Consider the following 20130-nt stretch of genomic DNA (forward strand, 5'->3'; position numbering starts at 1 on the left):
ACATAAGTAATGTTTGAATTGACTGTGCTGAATCCGAAGATTCAATGGTCACTTCGTATCATTGAAACCTAATTTGAAGCCGAAGCTTCTAATTGGATTATCATCAACGAGTGCCCACACAGATTGATAGGTTTATATTGTTAAAGAGCGTTCTTTTTGTGATTAACATCACTTCGGGCGGTCATTTTAGCGAGATAAAGTTTAGTGTCAACCACTTTTTTCAAACTTATTTTCAAGTGTTTCCACTTGGCTAATCGACCTTGCTAACTGGGCTTCATTGTTTCGAAACATAAGCTTCGAAGCGTTCCCGTGTCAGCGAGGGGGCATTATAGAGATCGACGTCACGTTGGCAACCCCTTTTTGCAGTTTTTTTTGATTTTTTTGCCGTTTGAGTATTTTCTATTCAAAGATAGCTATTTTCCTTACTCTTCTACCTCTGTTTATCCAGAATTCCTCTATATAAGGAGAAAAAATGAGCGCCTTGCGTAGTTATAAAGATACACGCCCCGTCATTGGTGAGCGTGTCTATATTGATCAGAGCTCAGTATTGGTGGGCGATATTAAAATTGGCGATGACTCGAGCATCTGGCCTTTGGTTGCGGCTCGCGGCGACGTCAATCATATTCACATTGGCAAGCGAACCAATGTCCAAGATGGCAGCGTATTGCATGTTACGCACAAAAATCAGGAAAACCCTGATGGTTACCCGCTTATTATTGGCGACGATGTCACTGTCGGCCATAAAGTGATGCTACATGGGTGCATTATCAAAGACAGGGTGCTGGTAGGTATGGGCGCGATTGTATTGGATGGGGCTGTAATAGAAGAAGACGTCATGATTGGCGCTGGCAGTTTGGTCCCACCGGGAAAAACTCTCGAAAGCGGCTACTTGTATGTAGGCAGCCCAGTCAAACAGGCACGTCCTCTTAATGATAAAGAACGCGCCTTCCTACAAAAGTCAGCCGACAATTATGTGCAGAACAAAGAAGATTACCTGCATCATGTCGACGTGATTAGCAAATGACTTCGACTTGCCCTAACTGATTGAAGGTTTCGTCTTCAATCAGCTCTTCGGCTAACTCTTCCAGGTCAAATCGGTGCTGACTAAAGCAAACGAGAGCTTGCTCAGCACCTTGAAGTTTTTGCCCAACCAATACTTCCAGCTGATTCAAGGTAACCACGCACTCTATCAGCGCGCCTGACTGCTGCGCGGGAAACACGATTGCTTGCAGGTGGTCATCCCAATGCTGCATATCGGGAAACAGAATCGACTGATTCATTACATACCCTCTAAGTTTTTTCTTAACTCACGTAGAATTTGTTTTGTCCCAGGACGAATACCTCGCCATAACATAAAGCTTTCCGCAGCCTGCCCCACCAGCATGCCCAATCCGTCGTATACCACCGCCGCATTATGCTCAATTGCCCACTGATTGAATGTCGTGAGACCAGAGCCATACATCATGTCATAAACTGTAGAGTTAGATGAGAAGATTGCCGATGAAATTGCAGGCAGCTCGCCACTGAGACTGGAGGACGTCGAGTTGATGATAATATCGTAGCTCTGTTCGATGTATGCCATCTCAACCGCTTTGATCAAACCAAAGCTCGTGAACATCTCTTGTAGCGTCTGCGCTTTGGACAAGGTCCGGTTGGTAACCACAATTTCAGCAGGCTTTTGGTCAAGCAAAGGCTTGATTACACCACGAGCCGCTCCTCCTGCACCGATCAAGAGAATTCTTGCACCTTCAATCACGACCTGATTCTGCAATAGGTCCTGTACCAGCCCTTCACCATCGGTGTTATCACCCAAGATCTCACCATCATCGAGCTTTTTCAGTGTATTGACGGCACCCGCCAACTGAGCCCGCTCTGTTAAACGTGTAGCCAGTCGGTAAGCATCTTCCTTGAATGGCACAGTGACGTTGCATCCTTTTCCGTTTTGAGCAAAAAAAGTTTCAGCCGCCGCAACAAATCCATCCACAGGAGCCAGTTCAGCGGTATACGTCAGTGACTGATTGGTTTGACGAGCGAACAGCGTATGTATAAAGGGAGACTTACTTTGGCTTATCGGGTTTCCAAAAACGGCATAACGATCTATCTGCTGGGTCATATCCTTACCTACTCAAAACAAAAAGGGCCATTGCAAACCAATGACCCTATCATTAACCCTATAAGGAAGAAAGTGTTACCAATCGCGAGGCTTCAAGTAGTCCTGATACAGCTCTGCTTCATGGGTTCCCGGCTCCACTTGGTAACTGTATTCCCATCGCGCCAGTGGTGGCATCGACATCAGAATCGACTCCGTACGCCCACCACTTTGCAGGCCAAACAGCGTTCCGCGGTCATAAACCAAGTTAAACTCAACATAGCGACCACGACGATAGAGCTGGAACTGACGCTCTCGCTCACCGTATTCGGTTGCTTTGCGACGCTCGACAATTGGCAGGTAGGCTTGGCAATACCCTTCACCAACGGCTTTGATGTAATCAAAACACTTATCGAACTCCCAATGATTCAAATCGTCAAAGAACAAACCACCAACACCACGTGTTTCATCACGATGAGGTAGGTAGAAATACTTGTCACACCACGCTTTATGCTCTGGATACACTTCACTGCCGAACGGTGCACACACCTCTTTAGCAGTGTTATGCCAATATTGGGCATCTTCTTCAAACGGATAGAAAGGTGTCAGGTCAAAGCCACCACCAAACCACCAGATAGGCGCTTCACCATCTTTCTCAGCAATAAAGAAACGCACATTGGCGTGGGATGTGGGGATATAAGGGTTTTTCGGGTGCATGACCAAAGACACGCCCATCGCTTCAAATCGACGGCCTGCAAGTTCAGGGCGATGTGCCGTAGCCGACGCTGGCATTTCCTTTCCCTGTACGTGCGAAAAGTTCACACCACCTTGCTCAAATACAGCCCCCTCTTTCATCACTCGAGTGCGACCACCACCACCTAAACGTTCACCAGGCTCACGACTCCACTCATCTTCTATAAACTCAGCATGGCCATCGGCCTGTTCAAGTTGCTGACAAATGGAATCCTGTAGCTCCATCAGGAACTGTTTAACTGCTTGCTTGTCGATGGCTGACATGTTTCTACTTCCTTTGCAGGGCTAACCCTGTCTTAATACCTTGGATGTTTTTGCGTCGCGAATTTCACTTGGCTTGTCTCGCCCACCCGTTTCTCCCGCCAGAATTGCAACTAAGCGATCACCTAGTTGTTGCTCCACTTCTGCAGTCGTCATACAAGGGGGTTCACCGGTCAAATTTGCGCTGGTAGAGGTTAACGGCTTTCCAAGCGCATTACACATCTTTTGTACCAAAGGATGATCGGTCACACGCACCGCAATCGAGTCAAACTGGCCTGAAACCCAATCCGACACTTTATCGCTGCACGGCATGATCCAAGTAACAGGGCCAGGCCAAGTCTGATGAACTTTCTGTAGCTGCTCATCCGTCAGCTGAGACTCGTCAATGTACGGCAGCAATTGTTCATAGCTAGCAGCGATCAGGATCAGACCTTTTTCCACTGGCCTTTGTTTCAGTTCTAATAGTTTCTGAATCGCTTCAGGGTTATCAGGATCGCAACCAACACCGAACACACCCTCCGTCGGGTACGCAATCACTTCACCGTTTTTCAGAGCCAATAGAGCCTGCTCAAAATTATCCACTGATTCTTTCCTGTCTGATGTACTGTCTAATCACTAAGTTTACAAATAATCATTGGTAGTGACTAAAGCTATTTATTTATAAATTGTGTCAATCTGGATTTAAACTTCGCGCAAACGTTTGCTTGAGATTAAAATCCCCGTATAATGCGCTCAAATTTATCTGCTCATCAATAGAGTTGCATTAAAGGAGTTTAAGATGAAAGTCGGTATCATCATGGGTTCTAAATCTGACTGGCCAACCATGAAACTAGCAGCTGAAATGCTGGATCAGTTTGGCGTCGAATATGAAACAAAAGTGGTGTCAGCTCACCGTACTCCGCAGCTTCTTGCTGATTATGCCAACAGCGCTAAAGAGCGCGGCCTGAAAGTCATCATTGCCGGTGCTGGTGGCGCCGCTCATTTACCAGGCATGGCGGCCGCTTTCACTAGCCTACCTGTTCTCGGTGTCCCTGTTCAATCGCGTGCATTAAAAGGGATGGACTCGCTACTATCAATTGTTCAAATGCCAAAAGGTATCGCGGTAGGCACATTGGCTATTGGCGAAGCGGGGGCGGCGAATGCAGGCATTCTCGCGGCTCAGATCATCGGCACACACGATGACACCGTGATGGAAAAAGTAGAAGCATTTCGCAACCAGCAAACTGAAACCGTGTTAGCGAACCCAAACCCGGCAGAGGACTAATCCCATGCAAGTGTTAGTGCTTGGAGCGGGACAGCTGGCACGCATGATGTCACTGGCTGGCGCTCCTCTGAACATCGATATTATTGCGTATGATGTTGCGAGCGAAAATATCGTCCATCCGCTGACTCAGTTGCTACTGGGCAAAGGGTTGGACAATGCGATTGAGCAAGCAGATGTAATTACCGCCGAGTTCGAGCATATCCCACATGATATTCTTGATGTTTGCCAAGCAAGCGGAAAGCTCTTCCCCTCTGCCGACGCCATCAAAGCTGGCGGTGACCGACGAATCGAAAAAGCATTGCTGGACAGTGCTAAGGTCCACAACGCCAAATACCATGTGATCCAGACACGCGAAGACTTTGCTCACGCTATTGAGCATGTCGGTATCCCAATGGTACTAAAGAGTGCCTTAGGTGGTTATGACGGCAAAGGCCAGTGGCGACTCAAAGACCCTGCTCAGATAGACGCAATATGGGCTGAGATGGAAACGTGTATTGGCGCCACCGAAACACAAGCGATTGTTGCGGAGGAGTTTGTTCCTTTTCAACGTGAAGTGTCACTTGTCGGTGCACGCAGTCGAGATGGTGACGTCACGGTCTACCCGCTTGCTGAAAACGTCCACACCAACGGAGTACTGAGCGTCTCAACAGCCATTGCCGATACTGAGTTGCAACAACAGGCACAAGAGATGTTCACTGCGGTTGCTAACGAGCTCAACTATGTGGGCGTGCTAGCCCTTGAGTTCTTTGATTTGAATGGCACCTTGCTGGTCAACGAAATTGCACCTCGTGTCCACAACTCTGGCCACTGGACACAACAAGGTGCAGAAACCTGTCAGTTTGAGAATCACTTACGAGCAGTGTGTGGTATGCCACTGGGTAGCACCAAGCTGATCCGCGAAACGTCGATGATCAATATCCTCGGTGAGGATACCCTACCAGAAAGCGTGCTCGCTATGCCTGGATGTCACGTTCACTGGTATGGGAAAGAAAAGCGCGCAGGACGCAAGATGGGCCACATTAACGTGTGTGGTGATTACAGTGGTGAGCTGCAACGTCAACTATCTACTCTGGCAGAAGTCTTAGACGCGGATGCTTTCGCGGCGGTTCATGAGATCGCGCGTCACATTAAGCACTAGTCATCGCAAACTTAATAAAAACAAAAACGGCGCTGAAACAGCGCCGTTTTTTATTGTTCACTCTGAGTGTGATGACATTTTCGGTCAGCGCACTGATGTTTCATCCCACTAGCGAGCTTCTTCTCGACCAATAAAGGAAAGCCACACTTTTCGCACTTACCCTTAACTGGCGGCTGATTAACCGCAAACTTGCATTTAGGGTAGTTATCGCAAGCAAAGAAGACTTTGCCAAAACGGTTCTTCCTCTCGACCAAATGACCTTTGCCACACTCCGGGCACGCATGTTCTACTTGAACCTCTTGTTCAGATGGTTGCTCAAGCGACTCGATATGGTCACAGTGCGGATAATGACTGCAACCAATAAACATACCGTAACGCCCTTGGCGCAGCACCAATTCATTCGAGCACTCCGGACAGGGTACGCCCAGCTCTTTAATGATATGGCCGTCATTCTGATGTAAAGGTTGGATAAAGTCGCAGGTTGGATACTGATTACAGCCCAAAAACGGGCCGTGCTTGCCGTGGCGAAGTTGTAACTCGCCCTCACGCTGCTCAGACTGGCATTTAGGGCACGCTTTATGGTCTAAAGCGTGCTCATGGGCCGAAAACAACTGATGATCTATTTTACCGCTCATAGCCACTCATGGAGTTTAGTGAAGAATACCTTGCTCTTTGGTATACAACAGCTCTTCCATAAGCGTGTAGGCGTTTTCATTACCTGGAACATTGAACAGCACCATCAGCACAATCCATTTCAGATCATCCAGTTCGAACTCGTCTGTTTCAAGCCCCATGATACGGTCAATCACCATTTCACGCGTCTCAGTCGTCAGCACATTGACCTGCTCAAGGAAAGTCAGAAAACCTCGCGATTCAAGGTTTAAGCGCTCACACTCTTTCGCGGTATAGATACGCGTTGAGGTGGATGTACTGCAAATAGAAATCGCGGAATGCGTTTCGCTTTGCTGCAATGCAGCCAACTCTTCCAGCCAGACAAGGGCTTTATAGATGTCTTTTTGATGAAAGCCAGCACGAAGTAATTCTTCTTCTAGCTCATCTTGATTGACCTGTAACTCCGCATCGCTATGGATGTAAGTTTCAAACAGATACATAAGGATATCCATCATCATAGCTAGCCCCTCCCCTTTCGAATATAGCCACCGGAAACCGCAACAACATGCCCTGAGAGCTCAAGCTCCAAGAGCTGCATCATGACTTCATGCACAGGTATATTGGTCCTGCTTGCAAGAATATCAACTGGTGTAGCCTTACTTCCTACGTTAGCTAACAGCTGAGGAAATGGCAATTCTTCTTTGCAATCAATTTGTTCAAATAGATCGCTTTGCACTGGCGGCTTATTAACATCAGACCAGCGAATCAGACTGTCAATTTCATCGGTTATGTCAGAAACCTGCTGAACCAGACACGCACCCTGTTTTATCAACAGGTTACAACCTCTCGCATGGGGATGATGAATCGAGCCGGGAATCGCAAACACTTCTCGACCTTGCTCCATCGCATAGCGAGCGGTGATCAGAGAGCCACTTTTCTCTGCCGCTTCTATGACTAAAACGCCCAATGACAAGCCACTAATGATTCGATTTCGGCGTGGGAAATTATCAGCTTTTGGCTTCACATTAGGATGGAACTCAGACACCAGCGCCCCTTGTTGAACGATTCGTTGAGCTAACTTCTTATGCCGTGCCGGATACACAGAGTTTAAACCACAACCGAGCACGGCGATGGTTTGGCCATTACCATTGAGTGCCCCATCATGAGCATAACCATCAACGCCTAGCGCCAAGCCGCTGGTCACGACCATGTCTTGATTCACCAACTGGGTTGCAAAGCTGCGTGCGGTGTTAAGCCCATCAATACTGGCATTGCGACTGCCCACAATCGCCATTTGTGGCTGAGACAGACTCTCTAGCTGACCTTCAACAAACAGTATTGCTGGCGCAGCGTCAGCCTGTTTCAGTAGTGCCGGATAACGCTGTTCACTCAAAGGTAGAATGGTTCTGGCACTTGATTCTGCTTGCCACTCGAAACACGCCTCAATATCCTCGGCAGCTCGGTGTTGGAGATAATTCAGTTGCGAGTCGGAAAAGCCTAAACGGCGTAATGTCTCGGGTGAAGAGTCAATGATGTTAACTGGAGAGTCTACCGCTACCAGACGCTGAAACGTTTTGGGCCCAATCCGCGGCGTAAAGTACAAGCTCAGCCAAGCCGTCAGTTCTTCTTTCGTCATAGGAAAATTTAATCCGGCCTAACACCTTGTTACACGACACTGATGAGCTAGAGAGAGTCAGCCTAAACCTCTTATTCCAAACAAAGCTTGGCTACTCAGTGTTCGCCAAATTTGACATGATTCACAGTGCAATTTAACTCGGGGAAAATACGCAAAAGTGTAATGAGGCTGTCATTTGAGTGGCAAAATGTCTAGAATTGAGCCAACAAGGTTTATCCTGATTCGGCTCAGTTCAACATTTCGAGTGTATATGTCTGTATTACAAGTATTAACATTCCCAGATGAGCGCCTTCGCACTGTTGCAAAACCAGTGGAGAAGGTGACCCCTGAGATTCAAAAGTTCGTCGACGACATGATTGAAACCATGTATGACGAAGAAGGTATTGGTCTTGCGGCAACGCAGGTCGATTTTCACCAACGCATCGTCGTTATCGATATTTCAGAAACTCGCGATCAGCCAATGGTTTTGATCAACCCTGAAATTCTTGATAAGCGTGGCGAAGATGGCATTGAGGAAGGCTGTTTGTCTGTTCCTGGTGCACGAGCACTGGTTTCGCGTGCTGCGGAAGTCACGGTGAAAGCGCTTGACCGTGATGGCAAAGAATACACATTTGAAGCAGATGACCTGCTTGCAATCTGTGTTCAGCATGAGCTTGACCATTTAGAAGGCAAACTTTTTGTCGATTATCTTTCGCCTCTAAAACGCAAGCGCATTCAGGACAAACTGGCAAAAATCAAACGCTTTAACGAAAAGCAAGCCAGCCAAGCCTAATGGCTCACTAAAGGAACGTACTTTGAGCAAACCTTTGAAAATTGTTTTTGCCGGTACTCCGGACTTCGCCGCCCGTCACTTGGCGGCGTTGTTGTCTTCGGAGCACGAGGTTATTGCGGTCTACACCCAGCCAGACCGTCCAGCGGGCCGAGGCAAGAAGCTGACTGCCAGCCCAGTAAAGAACATCGCGCTTGAGCATGATATCCCGGTTTACCAACCAGAAAACTTTAAGTCAGATGACGCCAAGCAAGAACTGGCTGATTTAAATGCGGATCTGATGGTCGTGGTCGCTTACGGCTTATTGCTGCCACAAGCAGTACTTGATACGCCGAAACTAGGTTGTATCAACGTTCATGGTTCGATTCTGCCACGTTGGCGCGGTGCCGCTCCTATCCAGCGCTCTATTTGGGCAGGCGATCAGGAAACAGGCGTCACTATTATGCAGATGGATATCGGCTTAGATACTGGCGATATGCTGAAAATTGCCACTTTGCCGATCGAAGCGACAGATACCAGCGCTTCTATGTATGAAAAGCTGGCAGGGCTTGGCCCGCAAGCTCTGGTTGAGTGTCTGGCTGACATTGCTGACGGCAAAGCGTCTCCTGAAAAGCAAGATGACGAGCAAGCGAATTACGCCAAAAAGCTCAGCAAAGAAGAAGCACGCATTAACTGGAGTGATGACGCTGAGCATATTGAACGTTGTGTGCGCGCCTTCAATCCTTGGCCGATGAGTCATTTTGAAGCCGCCGACAGCAGCATCAAAGTCTGGCAAAGCCGCGTTGACGCTCAGACGACAACTGAAGCACCCGGCACCATACTGCAAGCAGATAAAACGGGAATCTACATTGCCACTGGCAAGCATGTTCTGGTTCTCGAACAGCTTCAGGTACCCGGTAAAAAAGCCATGCCAGTTCAGGATATCCTCAACTCGCGTGCCAGCTGGTTTGAAGTCGGCACACAGCTGACCTAATTTATACGTACTTTTTGAGGGTGGAGACACCCTCCCTTACTGCTAAGGTATTCAACATGAATGTTCGCGCTGCTGCGGCTAATGTCCTTTTCCAAGTGGTCGATAAAGGCCAGTCTCTATCTAACGCACTTCCTGCGGCTCAACAACAAGTCAAACCTCGCGATCAAGCGTTGTTACAGGAAATCTGTTACGGATCATTGCGTTATTTACCTCGCCTTGAATCGATCGCGAATGAGCTGATGGATAAGCCTCTTAAAGGCAAACAACGCGTTTTCCACCACCTGATTCTGGTCGGTATTTACCAACTGAGCTTTATGCGTATTCCAGCGCACGCAGCCGTCGGTGAAACCGTCGAAGGCACCAAAACGCTCAAAGGCCCACGCCTACGCGGCTTAATCAATGCAGTGTTGCGTAACTATCAACGTAGCCAAGAAGAACTAGATGCTCATGCCATGAGCCACAATGCTGGTAAATACGGTCACCCGAGCTGGTTACTTAAACTGCTTCAGGACGCCTACCCACAGCAATGGCAAGACATTATTGAAGCCAACAACAGCAAAGCACCAATGTGGTTGCGTGTGAATCAACAACATCACAGCCGTGACGAATACCAGCAACTGCTCAAAAATGAAAACATAGATAGCAGTATTCACAGTGAAGCAAGCGACGCCCTAAAATTGGCCGCCCCGTGCGACGTGACAAAATTGCCAGGCTTTGAGAAAGGTTGGGTTTCTGTTCAGGATGCTGCTGCTCAGTTGTCGCTTAACTACCTAACGCCAAAAGATGGCGAGTTAATTCTAGATTGTTGTGCTGCACCAGGAGGCAAAACCGCCCATATTCTTGAGCGTACTCAAGATGCCCAGGTAGTGGCTATTGACTGTGATGACAGCCGCCTCAAACGCGTACACGACAACCTGCAACGCCTTCAACTGAAAGCGCAAGTTATTTGCGGTGACGCACGTAAGCCAAAAGATTGGTGGCAAGGCGAGCAATTTGATCGCATCCTGCTCGATGCACCTTGTTCGGCCACGGGTGTTATTCGCCGCCACCCAGACATCAAATGGCTGCGTCGTGGTGATGACATCGCAGCATTGGCAGAACTGCAAAGCGAGATTCTGGATGCGATGTGGCAACAGCTGAAGCCGGGCGGTACGCTGGTTTATGCGACCTGCTCTGTGACACCGCAGGAAAACAGCGAACAGGTGAAAGCGTTTCTGGCACGCACCGCGAATGCTCAGTTAGAGGGTTCGCCAGCAGACAACCCAGGACGCCAAGTGCTTCCAGGCGAAGAGGACATGGATGGCTTTTATTACGCCATCCTGACAAAAATCGCGTAGTAATTCGGGGATCATCGATCCCCTAAATTTTGGTTAGACGAGAAACGGTATGAAAATCATCATTCTTGGCGCTGGTCAGGTAGGCGGTACACTGGCAGAGAATCTGGTCGGTGAAAACAACGACATCACCATAGTCGACAGAAACAGCGATCGACTGCGTGAGCTGCAAGATAAATATGATTTACGGGTAGTGAACGGTTATGCCAGCCACCCAGATGTACTGCGTGAAGCGGGTGCACAAGATGCCGACATGTTGGTCGCCGTGACCAATATGGATGAAACCAATATGGCCGCCTGTCAGGTTGCGTTTTCTCTGTTTAACACCCCCAATCGAATCGCTCGTATCCGCTCGCCACAATATCTGGCCGAGAAAGAAGCGTTATTCCAATCCGGTGCCGTTCCGGTTGACCACCTGATCGCACCTGAAGAATTGGTGACCAGCTACATCGAGCGCCTGATCCAATATCCGGGCGCACTGCAAGTGGTGAGCTTTGCCGAGCAGAAAGTCAGCTTAGTGGCGGTGAAAGCGTATTACGGTGGCCCACTGGTTGGTAATGCCCTATCCGCCTTGCGTGAGCACATGCCACACATCGATACTCGCGTTGCCGCTATTTTCCGTCAGGGGCGTCCTATCCGTCCTCAAGGCACCACCATTATCGAAGCCGATGATGAAGTGTTCTTCGTCGCCGCCAGTAACCACATCCGTTCGGTCATGAGTGAACTGCAGCGACTGGAAAAGCCGTATCGCCGCATCATGATTGTCGGGGGTGGTAACATCGGTGCCAGCTTAGCTAAGCGCCTTGAACAGTCTTACAGCGTCAAGTTGATTGAGCGCAGTTACCAGCGCGCTGAAAAGCTGTCTGAAGAGCTGGAAAACACCATTGTCTTCTGTGGTGACGCTGCGGATCAGGAATTACTTACCGAAGAAAATATCGATCAGGTCGACGTGTTCATCGCCCTGACCAATGAAGACGAAACTAATATCATGTCCGCCATGCTGGCAAAACGCATGGGAGCCAAAAAAGTGATGGTGCTTATCCAACGCGGCGCCTATGTGGATCTGGTTCAGGGTGGAGTGATTGACGTCGCTATCTCACCTCAGCAAGCAACGATTTCAGCCTTGCTAACGCACGTTCGTCGGGCTGATATTGTTAACGTCTCTTCACTACGCAGAGGCGCAGCAGAAGCCATCGAAGCCATCGCTCACGGTGATGAAACCACATCTAAAGTCGTTGGCCGCGCGATTGGCGACATCAAACTACCACCGGGTACAACAATCGGTGCGATTGTTCGTGGTGAAGAAGTCCTGATAGCTCATGACCGAACTGTGATTGAGCAAGACGACCACGTAGTGATGTTCCTGGTGGATAAGAAGTACGTCCCAGACGTCGAAGCGCTATTCCAACCGAGTCCTTTCTTCCTCTAGGATTGACACTATGGTCAACTTCCGTCCTGTACTGTTTGTTATCGGGCTGGTTCTGTCTAAACTGGCCCTATTCATGTACGTCCCCACTCTGGTGGCTTTCTTTACAGGCACTGCAGGGTTTCTTGAGTTTGGCCAGTCAGTGGTCATCACCCACCTTGCTGCCTTCGTCTGTCTGACAATCGGTCGTACTAAGCATTTCAAACTCAGCGCGCGCGATATGTTCCTCATCACCAGTCTGGTGTGGATGGTCGCCAGTGCTTTTGCTGCTCTGCCGTTTGTGTTTATCAACCACATCAGCTTTACCGATGCGTACTTTGAAACCATGTCTGGCATTACGACAACCGGCTCAACTGTACTCAGTGGGCTGGATGACATGGCTCCGAGCATCTTGCTGTGGCGTTCTATCTTGCAATGGCTTGGCGGGATCGGCTTCATTGTTATGGCGGTCGCGGTGCTGCCGATGCTCAACGTCGGTGGTATGAAGCTTTTCCATACCGAATCTTCTGATTGGTCAGATAAAAGTAGCCCCCGCGCCAAGACCGTGGCCAAAAACATTATGTTGGTCTATCTGATCCTGACTGGCTTGTGCATGGTAGGCTATCTTCTGACTGGCATGAATTTGTTTGAGGCTATTAACCACTCGTTCACCACTCTCTCGACAGGCGGCTATTCCACTTCAGATGGCTCAATGAACCACTTTTCTAAAGGGTCTCATTGGGTAGCGACTCTGTTTATGTTCCTAGGTGGATTACCCTTCCTGCTGTTTGTGGCAGCGATGCGCAAGCGCCGGGTAGATGAGTTAATCAATGACGCGCAGGTACGCGGTTTCACCTACCTGTTTCTTATCACCAGCCTGATCATTTCAGCTTGGTTAGTGATACGAGATGGCTACAGCGTTATGGATGCGCTACGGGTGTCGATGTTCAATATCGTCTCTGTCGTAACAACCACAGGGTTTGGTCTAGAGGACTTCACCGCATGGGGTGCATTGCCAACCACCTTGTTTGCCTTCTTAATGATGGCGGGAGCCTGTTCGGGTTCGACCTCTGGCGGCATCAAAGTCTTCCGCTTTCAGATTGCGATGACGCTACTCAACAAACAGATGATGAAGCTTATTCACCCTTCTGGGGTATTTGTTCAGCGCTACAACCACAGGCCGGTAAACGACGACATCGTACGCTCTGTGGTTGCGTTCGCACTGATGTTCATTATCACGATTATTTTTATTGCTGGATGCTTAAGTGCATTGGGATTGGATCCTATTACCAGCATTTCCGGGTCTATCACCGCCGTGGCCAACGTTGGCCCAGGCATGGGTGCAGTGATTGGGCCGACAGGTAATTTTGCCCCACTACCAGATGCCGCCAAGTGGCTGCTCAGCTTTGGAATGCTGATGGGACGACTGGAAATACTCACCTTGTTGGTGCTGTTTTTCCCGGCTTTCTGGCGACGTTAAGGACACAACAATGAAAAAACTAATCGGACTTTTTACCTTGCTAACCAGTTCATTGGTGTTTGCCAGCCAAACTGTCACTCTCCAAGATGGTCGCCAAGTCCAGCTTAATGACGACTTCACTTGGCAATATGTAGTGCCAGTGGAAGCAAGCAAAACCGATGAAATGGCAGCAGTTGAAGAGACCACTCAACCAGCCGCTACTATTCCGGTCAAAAAAGCCAAAGTGGCAGCCATTCCGCTGATCGAAAAAGCGGTAGGAACCATTGTCACTGTCGGTAGCAATCGTGCCACCATGCAGCTGTCTGACTCAGGCGTGGAAGTGTTATTAGGTGCGGTGAGCTATCAAGATGGTCAGTTAATGATTCCAACCTCAGTCACGAACCAAAGTAGCCAGTCAGTGATTTTAGTTGAAATCGAAATTCAGGTCTCGACGACCTCGGGAGACGTGCTGAGCAAAGAATCGGTCAAAGTATGGCAATCTATCAAACGCATGGCCGACACGTATCTACGCCCTCAACAAGCAGAGCAGGGTAAAACGATTGAACTGGCGATCGATCAAGCTGAGCAGTACTTAGTGACCGCCAAAGTCATTAATCTCGAAACACGTTAGATCGGCTCGACATAGAGGTAAATCGCCAGAAAATGACAAGCGCATCCTGCTAAAACGAACCCGTGCCAAATGGCATGATTAAATGGGATGCGCTTAGCGACATAGAAAATCACGCCCAGTGAATAGATCACTCCTCCCACAGCCAGCAAAGTTAACCCACCAACATCCAGATTCAATGCCAGTTGATAGATGACCACCAGCGATAACCACCCCATCAATAAGTAGGTCACAAGCGAAAGCTTTTTAAAACGATAGACAAACGCCAATTTCATAATGATGCCGACCAGCGCGATGGTCCAGATCACGATCATCAAACCAATCGCCAAAGGCGTTCTGAGGCTGACGAGCAAAAATGGGGTATAGCTGCCCGCAATCAACAAATAAATCGCGCAATGATCAAACGTCTTTAGCGCCCGTTTCGCTTTCTGATAAGGAATTGCGTGATACAGAGTAGAAGCAAGAAACAACACAATCATGCTGCCACCGTAGATGCTCATACTGGTAATAGTCAGAGCATCCGCATTGTGATCAACGGCTTTGATCAGCAGCAACACCAAGCCCACAATGCCAAGTACCATACCGATACCGTGGGTCAGTGTATTGGCGATTTCTTCTTTGACGCTGTAAGGCGCGGTGTGATTGGTCGACATAACAAGCCATACTCTGGTGGAATATTTACTCCAAAGTATGGCACATTCAGCTTACACTTGTAAGCCCAAACTGTTAACTTTACGTTAAGAGTGACTGTCGAGATACTCTACAACTTGCTGACCTGCCTGATCTGCTGGGGTATAAACGGAAATCGTCAGCTGACGTTTTAACTGCCCACCACCTAACAAGCTTGCTAGCATTCCCTTTGCACCTTCACGATGTCGATCAATTTCAAACCACATCTGTAATTCATCATCACTGCGATACGCCACCATTTCCAATTCGCGCCAGCGACCGTGAAAAGGCCCAGTGGTCGGCACAAATTCAAACTCCTGAACAAACGGTAGCTCAAATCCCTCAACCGCTTCACACTCAACCTGACGAATACGCAGCCCCTGCTCTTCCAAAGCCGTAAAAATACCATCTAACAAAGGATCAGGACGCACCGTAAGAATATCAGTGTCACTAGGATCTTTAGCCAAGGCGATATTCAGCCCGGTTTCCAACCACACTTTGGAATCACCAATGGTGACAGGCGCATTCCATGGCACGTCCAGCTCGACTTCAAAATCACGCGTTTCTCCCGGCTCAATGGTAAATGCATACGGTAACGTCCAGTGAGCCAAGGTATAGCTGGTCGGCATACGACGCATATGGCCGCTGTTATGCTCGTCTCTGTTTTGATTAGCTGGTACTTCTTTGATGTAGCGGCAATAAAGCTTCATCTCAATATTATCAATTTCCTGCGCCGTCGAGCCGCCGTAGACATGAATCGTCACATTGACCTTTTCACCCGGATACAGCACTTCCTGCTGCAGAACGGAGTCGACTTTTGCAGAACCGATACCAAAACTCGCGAGGGTTTTCTTAAAAAACGACATGCACACCTCCTTGGTAAAGCGCAGCCATCAACATAATCACACGGTATCATACTAATCCGCACACTTGTCTCACTGCTACTACGCCTCTCACATAATTGTAGTGAGAGGAAACAAACAAGATCGATTAGATATCGATCAATTGATCGGATGATGCTAATCTGATCCCTGATATGCATATTTCATATCATTATTCCTGATTAGCTACTTGGATTGGCGTGAGCCAGAAGAGCCATTCTTCAGTAATGAAGCGCAACTCATAGCTAATCAGGCCATAAGTTCGGCAATGGATGTGCCTGGCAGTTAGGTTAATCAATGCGCCCAACAGCAGTCAGGTGTACGTCGCACACAAACCGTGCGATGCGTCGTCGTGGTGGCTTTGTCACTACTCCAGCGGCACAAAAACTCGCGCCCGGAATGACTTTAGTAGAAAAGACAGCGTTAATGTCCTCTTCTGCAGCCAAAGTCACTAAGGCGGCATAGGCATAAAGCGCAGTCTCCACTGCGCTTTTTCTTTTCTCATTCTCCCATCCCTGAATCCATGGTATTGGCCTGTCTGATTTGGTACCTTAACCGCATACCAACATAGAAAGTGTGGAGAAAGCCGATGAAGTGTCATCGCATTGAAGAACTACTCGAGCTACTCGAGCCTGAATGGCAAAAAGATCAGCAAATGAACCTGCTGCAGTTTATTGTCCAACTCGCGCAGGAAGCAGGTTACGAAGGTAAACTGGAAGATCTCACCGACGATGTACTGATCTACCACCTCAAAATGCGCAACAGCAGCAAAGATGAAATGATTCCGGGGCTGAAAAAAGATCAGGAAGACGATTTTAAAACCGCGATTCTGCGGGCGCGTGGCATCATCAAATAATCAGGCTTAGGCCAGAGCGACCTTAGGGTCGCTTTTTTTATATCCAAATCATTTAGACGGGCAAAACTGTTAGGCAATTTATTTATAAAACTGTACTGATCTTTGTTGTTAAAGGTTGATAGCCTTAAAGAAATAAAAAAATGATTGCGTATATAATCGCCGTCCATAAGAAAATACTAAAATATTAAAGAGCAAAGTCGCAGAGCGGGATCGCTAAGAAATCTCGCCTTTAGCCCAAGAAGGAAGCGTAATGAGTCAGGACAAAATTGAGATAAAAGACGTGACTCCCAAGACCTTTAACCCCAAGACGCACAAAAACACTGGGGACAGGTTTAACCCGAGCAACCGCATCTACGTGCGTGAAAGTAAGGGCACATTTCAACAGTTACGTCGCTACGGAGGCTGGTTGCTACTGGTTCTCTTCGCTATGGTGCCATGGATTCCGTACGGGGAACGTCAGGCAGTTCTATTAGACCTTGGTCATCAGCAGTTTAACTTCTTTGGTACCACACTTTACCCGCAAGATCTGACCTTGCTGGCATTGCTGTTCATGATTTCCGCTTTCGGTCTGTTCTTCCTTACCACCTTCTTAGGTCGGGTATGGTGTGGCTATTTGTGTCCGCAAACCGTCTGGACCTTCATGTACATCTGGTTTGAAGAGAAGCTAGAAGGCAGTGCCAACAAACGCCGCAAACAAGACTCAGGCAAGCTGACCGCTAATCTTGCAATGCGTAAAGGACTTAAGCACCTAGCATGGTGGGCCATTGCACTGGCAACAGGTTTCACCTTTACCGGCTACTTTGTTCCTATCAAAGATCTTGTACTCGGGTTCTTCACCTTTAACGCTGATTTCTGGCCAGTGTTCTGGGTACTATTCTTTGCAGGCTGTACCTACGCCAATGCAGGTTGGATGCGCTCGATCATGTGTGTCCACATGTGTCCGTATGCGCGCTTCCAGTCAGCCATGTTTGATAAAGATACCTTCATCGTTGGCTACGATACAAAACGAGGCGAATCTCGTGGTGCTCGCTCACGTAAAGCCGATCCAAAAGCTCTGGGTTTAGGCGACTGTATCGACTGTAACCTGTGTGTGCAGGTGTGTCCGACCGGTATCGATATTCGCGATGGCCTGCAATATGAGTGCATCAACTGTGGCGCTTGTATTGATGCCTGTGACAATACGATGGATCGTATGGGCTATGAAAAAGGCCTGATCAGCTACACCACAGAGCATCGTTTGTCAGGCAAAAATACCAAAGTCATGCGCCCTAAATTACTTGGCTATGGCGCGGTACTGTTAGTGATGATCGGTTTGTTCTTTGCTCAAGTGGCTGCCGTTGACCCAGCAGGTCTTAGCGTGCTGCGTGACCGTAATCAGTTATTCCGCGTCAACAGCTCCGGCGAAGTCGAAAACACCTACACACTGAAGATCATCAACAAAACTCAGCAAACTCAAGAGTATAAGTTGGATGTGTTAGGGCTCACTGATGTCTCTTGGTATGGCAAACAAACTGTCCACGTTTCACCGGGTGAAGTGTACAACCTGCCAATGAGCTTAGGCGTCAATCCGGACAATCTCAGCTCTCCTGTTGCGACAATTCAGTTTATACTGTCCGATAGCGAAGACTTTACGATTGAAGTAGAAAGCCGCTTTATTAAAAAGCTTTAGCGGCTACCTCTACCTAAAACATGGAAAAGGGCTCAGCAATGAGCCCTTTTTATTTATGACACAACAAGCCTTTAACTTTGATGCTCTGACACCCGACTTTATGTGGTACGCCTTGGAAAGCATTGGCGTTCGCGCCGAATCCGGCTTTCTAGCACTCAACAGCTATGAAAACCGTGTTTATCAGTTTACCGATGAAGAGCGTCAACGTTATGTGGTGAAGTTTTATCGCCCCGAGCGCTGGAGTTCAGAACAGATACAAGAAGAGCACGACTTTACTCTGGAGCTGATTGAATCCGATATCCCGGTTGCCCCACCGATAAAAATTCAGGGGCAAACTCTGCATCAATATCAGGGGTATCTGTTTGCACTGTTTGCCAGTGTTGGCGGACGCCAGTTTGAAGTGGATAACCTCGAACAATTGGAAGGTGTAGGTCGTTTCCTTGGTCGAATCCATAAAGTCGGCGCTCGAATGCCCTTTAAGCACAGACCCACCATCAGTCTCGAAGAATACCTGCATCAACCACGTAAGATTCTGGAGCAATCACAGTTTATTCCATTTCATCTGGAGAATGCCTTCTTCAATGACTTAGACTTGTTGATTCAATCGCTGCAACAACAATGGGATGACTCAGCCAACATCATTCGCCTTCACGGTGATTGCCATCCGGGGAACATTCTCTGGCGCGACGGCCCAATGTTTGTCGATCTTGATGACTCTCGTAATGGACCGGCAGTACAAGACTTGTGGATGATGCTTAATGGCGAGCGTGCCGATAAACTGATGCAATTAGATATTCTGCTTGAGGCGTATCAGGAGTTTAACGACTTTAATACCAACGAATTGAAACTAATTGAACCTTTACGCGGTCTACGTATGGTGCACTATATGGCATGGTTGGCAAAAAGATGGCAGGATCCTGCTTTTCCTATCGCCTTCCCGTGGTTTGATGATCCAAAATACTGGGAAAGCCAGGTATTAGCTTTCAAAGAACAAATTTCGGCATTGAGTGAGCCACCACTCTCACTGATGCCTCAGTGGTAAGAAGCCAAAATGACAAACATGGAGTCAATAATGAAAAAGCTGTTTGCACTTGTCGCAACTGTTATGTTGAGCCTTTCTGCTCACGCCGCTCAATTCAAAGAAGGTGAACATTATCAAGTTCTTGATATTCCTTCAGCTTCTCTCAGCAAGGCTTCACAAAAGCCAACAGTGACCGAGTTTTTCTCTTTCTACTGCCCACACTGTAATACGTTTGAGCCAATCATCGAACAGCTAAAAGCTCAACTTCCAGAAGGGGCTAAATTCCAGAAAAATCACGTTTCCTTCATGGGTGGTAGCATGGGTGAGTCGATGAGCAAAGCCTACGCGACCATGGTAGCGCTGAAAGTGGAAGACAAAATGGTACCAGTCATGTTTAACCGCATTCACAACATGCGTAAGCCACCAAAAAATGATGAAGAATTGCGTCAAATCTTCCTAGACGAAGGCATTGATGCGAAGAAATTTGATGCAGCATTCAAAGGCTTTGCCGTTGACTCTATGGTGCGCCGCTTCGACAAGCAGTTTAAAGACAGCGGCCTATCTGGCGTACCAGCAGTTGTCGTAAACAATAAGTACCTTGTTCAAGCACAGAGCATCAAGACAATTAACGAATACTTCGAGTTGGTAAACTTCCTGCTGACTAAAAAGTAATAAGTTGATTACGTAACAAAGGGAGCCTTGGCTCCCTTTTT

General features: G+C 48.1%; 23 protein-coding genes. 14 read left to right on the plus strand and 9 right to left on the minus strand.

From position 1 onward, the window contains the following. The first annotated feature begins 472 nt into the window (after window positions 1-472). Complete coding sequence (locus QMA41_RS22565) at window positions 473-1024, plus strand: gamma carbonic anhydrase family protein (protein ID WP_171341839.1); 552 nt, start codon at window positions 473-475, stop codon at window positions 1022-1024. Here QMA41_RS22565 and QMA41_RS22570 read toward each other — a convergent pair. The 4 genes from QMA41_RS22570 to QMA41_RS22585 all read right to left on the minus strand — a co-directional run bounded on the left by QMA41_RS22570 (window position 1014) and on the right by QMA41_RS22585 (window position 3685). Then, entirely contained in the window at window positions 1014-1280 is a 267-nt protein-coding gene (locus tag QMA41_RS22570) for a DUF1488 domain-containing protein (RefSeq protein ID WP_281630669.1), read from the minus strand. The two genes, QMA41_RS22565 and QMA41_RS22570, sit on opposite strands and share 11 nt — an antisense overlap. Further along, a complete protein-coding gene (aroE, locus tag QMA41_RS22575) occupies window positions 1280-2113 on the minus strand; it encodes a shikimate dehydrogenase (protein WP_281630670.1) in 834 nt (277 codons plus the stop codon). Before aroE ends, QMA41_RS22570 begins: the two co-directional genes overlap by 1 nt. Window positions 2114-2188: 75 nt before the next feature. Beyond that, window positions 2189-3106, minus strand: a complete 918-nt coding sequence (gene hemF / locus QMA41_RS22580; RefSeq protein ID WP_281630671.1) for an oxygen-dependent coproporphyrinogen oxidase — start codon at window positions 3104-3106, stop codon at window positions 2189-2191. 21 nt (window positions 3107-3127) lie between these two features. Then, window positions 3128-3685 carry an L-threonylcarbamoyladenylate synthase gene (locus QMA41_RS22585; protein ID WP_019274031.1) on the minus strand — a complete coding sequence of 186 codons (558 nt, stop codon included), beginning with the start codon at window positions 3683-3685 and terminating at the stop codon, window positions 3128-3130. A 196-nt stretch (window positions 3686-3881) separates the two neighbouring features. Between QMA41_RS22585 and purE the strand changes: the two genes are divergently transcribed. Both purE and QMA41_RS22595 read left to right on the plus strand, forming a co-directional pair. Next, a complete protein-coding gene (purE, locus tag QMA41_RS22590) occupies window positions 3882-4367 on the plus strand; it encodes a 5-(carboxyamino)imidazole ribonucleotide mutase (protein WP_239876644.1) in 486 nt (161 codons plus the stop codon). Between the two features lie 4 nt (window positions 4368-4371). Continuing rightward, window positions 4372-5505, plus strand: a complete 1134-nt coding sequence (locus tag QMA41_RS22595; RefSeq protein WP_281630672.1) for a 5-(carboxyamino)imidazole ribonucleotide synthase — start codon at window positions 4372-4374, stop codon at window positions 5503-5505. A 50-nt stretch (window positions 5506-5555) separates the two neighbouring features. Here the strand turns inward: QMA41_RS22595 and QMA41_RS22600 are convergent, their stop codons facing one another. From QMA41_RS22600 to dprA, 3 genes are read right to left on the minus strand one after another with little or no spacing between them, the layout of a single operon-like run. Then, window positions 5556-6140 carry a topoisomerase DNA-binding C4 zinc finger domain-containing protein gene (locus QMA41_RS22600; RefSeq protein WP_281630673.1) on the minus strand — a complete coding sequence of 195 codons (585 nt, stop codon included), beginning with the start codon at window positions 6138-6140 and terminating at the stop codon, window positions 5556-5558. A 15-nt stretch (window positions 6141-6155) separates the two neighbouring features. Next, complete coding sequence (locus tag QMA41_RS22605; protein WP_006957516.1) at window positions 6156-6635, minus strand: DUF494 family protein; 480 nt, start codon at window positions 6633-6635, stop codon at window positions 6156-6158. A gap of 2 nt (window positions 6636-6637) precedes the next feature. After that, the gene (dprA, locus tag QMA41_RS22610; RefSeq protein ID WP_281630674.1) at window positions 6638-7753 is read right to left on the minus strand and encodes a DNA-processing protein DprA; all 1116 of its coding nucleotides are present in this window, start codon (window positions 7751-7753) and stop codon (window positions 6638-6640) included. Window positions 7754-8003: 250 nt separating this feature from the next. On the opposite strand from dprA, the gene def reads away from it, so the two are divergent. The 6 genes from def to QMA41_RS22640 are packed head-to-tail and all read left to right on the plus strand — an operon-like array spanning window position 8004 to window position 14324. Further along, window positions 8004-8525 (plus strand): peptide deformylase, encoded by a 522-nt coding sequence (gene def / locus QMA41_RS22615; RefSeq protein WP_006957514.1) that lies wholly within the window; start codon window positions 8004-8006, stop codon window positions 8523-8525. 22 nt (window positions 8526-8547) lie between these two features. Beyond that, on the plus strand, window positions 8548-9495 hold the full coding sequence (gene fmt / locus QMA41_RS22620) for a methionyl-tRNA formyltransferase (protein ID WP_281630675.1): 948 nt from the start codon (window positions 8548-8550) through the stop codon (window positions 9493-9495). 56 nt (window positions 9496-9551) lie between these two features. After that, window positions 9552-10832, plus strand: a complete 1281-nt coding sequence (gene rsmB / locus QMA41_RS22625; protein WP_281630676.1) for a 16S rRNA (cytosine(967)-C(5))-methyltransferase RsmB — start codon at window positions 9552-9554, stop codon at window positions 10830-10832. A gap of 49 nt (window positions 10833-10881) precedes the next feature. Next, a complete protein-coding gene (trkA, locus tag QMA41_RS22630; RefSeq protein WP_006957511.1) occupies window positions 10882-12258 on the plus strand; it encodes a Trk system potassium transporter TrkA in 1377 nt (458 codons plus the stop codon). Window positions 12259-12268: 10 nt separating this feature from the next. Next, on the plus strand, window positions 12269-13714 hold the full coding sequence (locus tag QMA41_RS22635; RefSeq protein WP_281630677.1) for a TrkH family potassium uptake protein: 1446 nt from the start codon (window positions 12269-12271) through the stop codon (window positions 13712-13714). A 10-nt stretch (window positions 13715-13724) separates the two neighbouring features. Beyond that, window positions 13725-14324 (plus strand): DUF3157 family protein, encoded by a 600-nt coding sequence (locus QMA41_RS22640; protein ID WP_281630678.1) that lies wholly within the window; start codon window positions 13725-13727, stop codon window positions 14322-14324. Here QMA41_RS22640 and QMA41_RS22645 read toward each other — a convergent pair. Then, the gene (locus QMA41_RS22645) at window positions 14321-14974 is read right to left on the minus strand and encodes a hemolysin III family protein (RefSeq protein WP_043009570.1); all 654 of its coding nucleotides are present in this window, start codon (window positions 14972-14974) and stop codon (window positions 14321-14323) included. The two genes, QMA41_RS22640 and QMA41_RS22645, sit on opposite strands and share 4 nt — an antisense overlap. A gap of 84 nt (window positions 14975-15058) precedes the next feature. After that, the gene (locus QMA41_RS22650) at window positions 15059-15856 is read right to left on the minus strand and encodes a sporulation protein (protein ID WP_281630679.1); all 798 of its coding nucleotides are present in this window, start codon (window positions 15854-15856) and stop codon (window positions 15059-15061) included. A gap of 312 nt (window positions 15857-16168) precedes the next feature. Between QMA41_RS22650 and QMA41_RS22655 the strand changes: the two genes are divergently transcribed. The 5 genes from QMA41_RS22655 to QMA41_RS22675 all read left to right on the plus strand — a co-directional run bounded on the left by QMA41_RS22655 (window position 16169) and on the right by QMA41_RS22675 (window position 20089). Then, the gene (locus QMA41_RS22655) at window positions 16169-16336 is read left to right on the plus strand and encodes a hypothetical protein (RefSeq protein ID WP_171341828.1); all 168 of its coding nucleotides are present in this window, start codon (window positions 16169-16171) and stop codon (window positions 16334-16336) included. Between the two features lie 124 nt (window positions 16337-16460). Then, window positions 16461-16727, plus strand: coding sequence for a YihD family protein (locus QMA41_RS22660; RefSeq protein WP_006957505.1), 267 nt, complete (start codon window positions 16461-16463; stop codon window positions 16725-16727). A gap of 250 nt (window positions 16728-16977) precedes the next feature. Then, window positions 16978-18396: a cytochrome c oxidase accessory protein CcoG gene (ccoG, locus tag QMA41_RS22665; RefSeq protein ID WP_006957504.1), complete on the plus strand. Its 1419-nt coding sequence runs from the start codon at window positions 16978-16980 to the stop codon at window positions 18394-18396. Between the two features lie 55 nt (window positions 18397-18451). After that, entirely contained in the window at window positions 18452-19438 is a 987-nt protein-coding gene (locus QMA41_RS22670) for a serine/threonine protein kinase (RefSeq protein ID WP_281630680.1), read from the plus strand. A gap of 30 nt (window positions 19439-19468) precedes the next feature. After that, window positions 19469-20089 (plus strand): thiol:disulfide interchange protein DsbA/DsbL, encoded by a 621-nt coding sequence (locus QMA41_RS22675; protein WP_006957502.1) that lies wholly within the window; start codon window positions 19469-19471, stop codon window positions 20087-20089. Window positions 20090-20130: the final 41 nt, after the last annotated feature.

Source organism: Vibrio sp. St2, assembly GCF_947311885.1.
GTDB classification, from domain to species: Bacteria; Pseudomonadota; Gammaproteobacteria; order Enterobacterales; family Vibrionaceae; genus Vibrio; species Vibrio coralliilyticus.

Coding starts and splice junctions, on each gene's coding strand:
- QMA41_RS22565 (WP_171341839.1), top strand. CDS start 473: ATGAGCGCCTTGCGTAGTTATAAAGATACACGCCCCGTCATTGGTGAG.
- QMA41_RS22570 (WP_281630669.1), bottom strand. CDS start 1,280: ATGAATCAGTCGATTCTGTTTCCCGATATGCAGCATTGGGATGACCAC.
- aroE (WP_281630670.1), bottom strand. CDS start 2,113: ATGACCCAGCAGATAGATCGTTATGCCGTTTTTGGAAACCCGATAAGC.
- hemF (WP_281630671.1), bottom strand. CDS start 3,106: ATGTCAGCCATCGACAAGCAAGCAGTTAAACAGTTCCTGATGGAGCTA.
- purE (WP_239876644.1), top strand. CDS start 3,882: ATGAAAGTCGGTATCATCATGGGTTCTAAATCTGACTGGCCAACCATG.
- QMA41_RS22595 (WP_281630672.1), top strand. CDS start 4,372: ATGCAAGTGTTAGTGCTTGGAGCGGGACAGCTGGCACGCATGATGTCA.
- QMA41_RS22600 (WP_281630673.1), bottom strand. CDS start 6,140: ATGAGCGGTAAAATAGATCATCAGTTGTTTTCGGCCCATGAGCACGCT.
- QMA41_RS22605 (WP_006957516.1), bottom strand. CDS start 6,635: ATGATGATGGATATCCTTATGTATCTGTTTGAAACTTACATCCATAGC.
- dprA (WP_281630674.1), bottom strand. CDS start 7,753: ATGACGAAAGAAGAACTGACGGCTTGGCTGAGCTTGTACTTTACGCCG.
- def (WP_006957514.1), top strand. CDS start 8,004: ATGTCTGTATTACAAGTATTAACATTCCCAGATGAGCGCCTTCGCACT.
- rsmB (WP_281630676.1), top strand. CDS start 9,552: ATGAATGTTCGCGCTGCTGCGGCTAATGTCCTTTTCCAAGTGGTCGAT.
- trkA (WP_006957511.1), top strand. CDS start 10,882: ATGAAAATCATCATTCTTGGCGCTGGTCAGGTAGGCGGTACACTGGCA.
- QMA41_RS22635 (WP_281630677.1), top strand. CDS start 12,269: ATGGTCAACTTCCGTCCTGTACTGTTTGTTATCGGGCTGGTTCTGTCT.
- QMA41_RS22640 (WP_281630678.1), top strand. CDS start 13,725: ATGAAAAAACTAATCGGACTTTTTACCTTGCTAACCAGTTCATTGGTG.
- QMA41_RS22645 (WP_043009570.1), bottom strand. CDS start 14,974: ATGTCGACCAATCACACCGCGCCTTACAGCGTCAAAGAAGAAATCGCC.
- QMA41_RS22650 (WP_281630679.1), bottom strand. CDS start 15,856: ATGTCGTTTTTTAAGAAAACCCTCGCGAGTTTTGGTATCGGTTCTGCA.
- QMA41_RS22655 (WP_171341828.1), top strand. CDS start 16,169: ATGCGCCCAACAGCAGTCAGGTGTACGTCGCACACAAACCGTGCGATG.
- QMA41_RS22660 (WP_006957505.1), top strand. CDS start 16,461: ATGAAGTGTCATCGCATTGAAGAACTACTCGAGCTACTCGAGCCTGAA.
- ccoG (WP_006957504.1), top strand. CDS start 16,978: ATGAGTCAGGACAAAATTGAGATAAAAGACGTGACTCCCAAGACCTTT.
- QMA41_RS22670 (WP_281630680.1), top strand. CDS start 18,452: ATGACACAACAAGCCTTTAACTTTGATGCTCTGACACCCGACTTTATG.
- QMA41_RS22675 (WP_006957502.1), top strand. CDS start 19,469: ATGAAAAAGCTGTTTGCACTTGTCGCAACTGTTATGTTGAGCCTTTCT.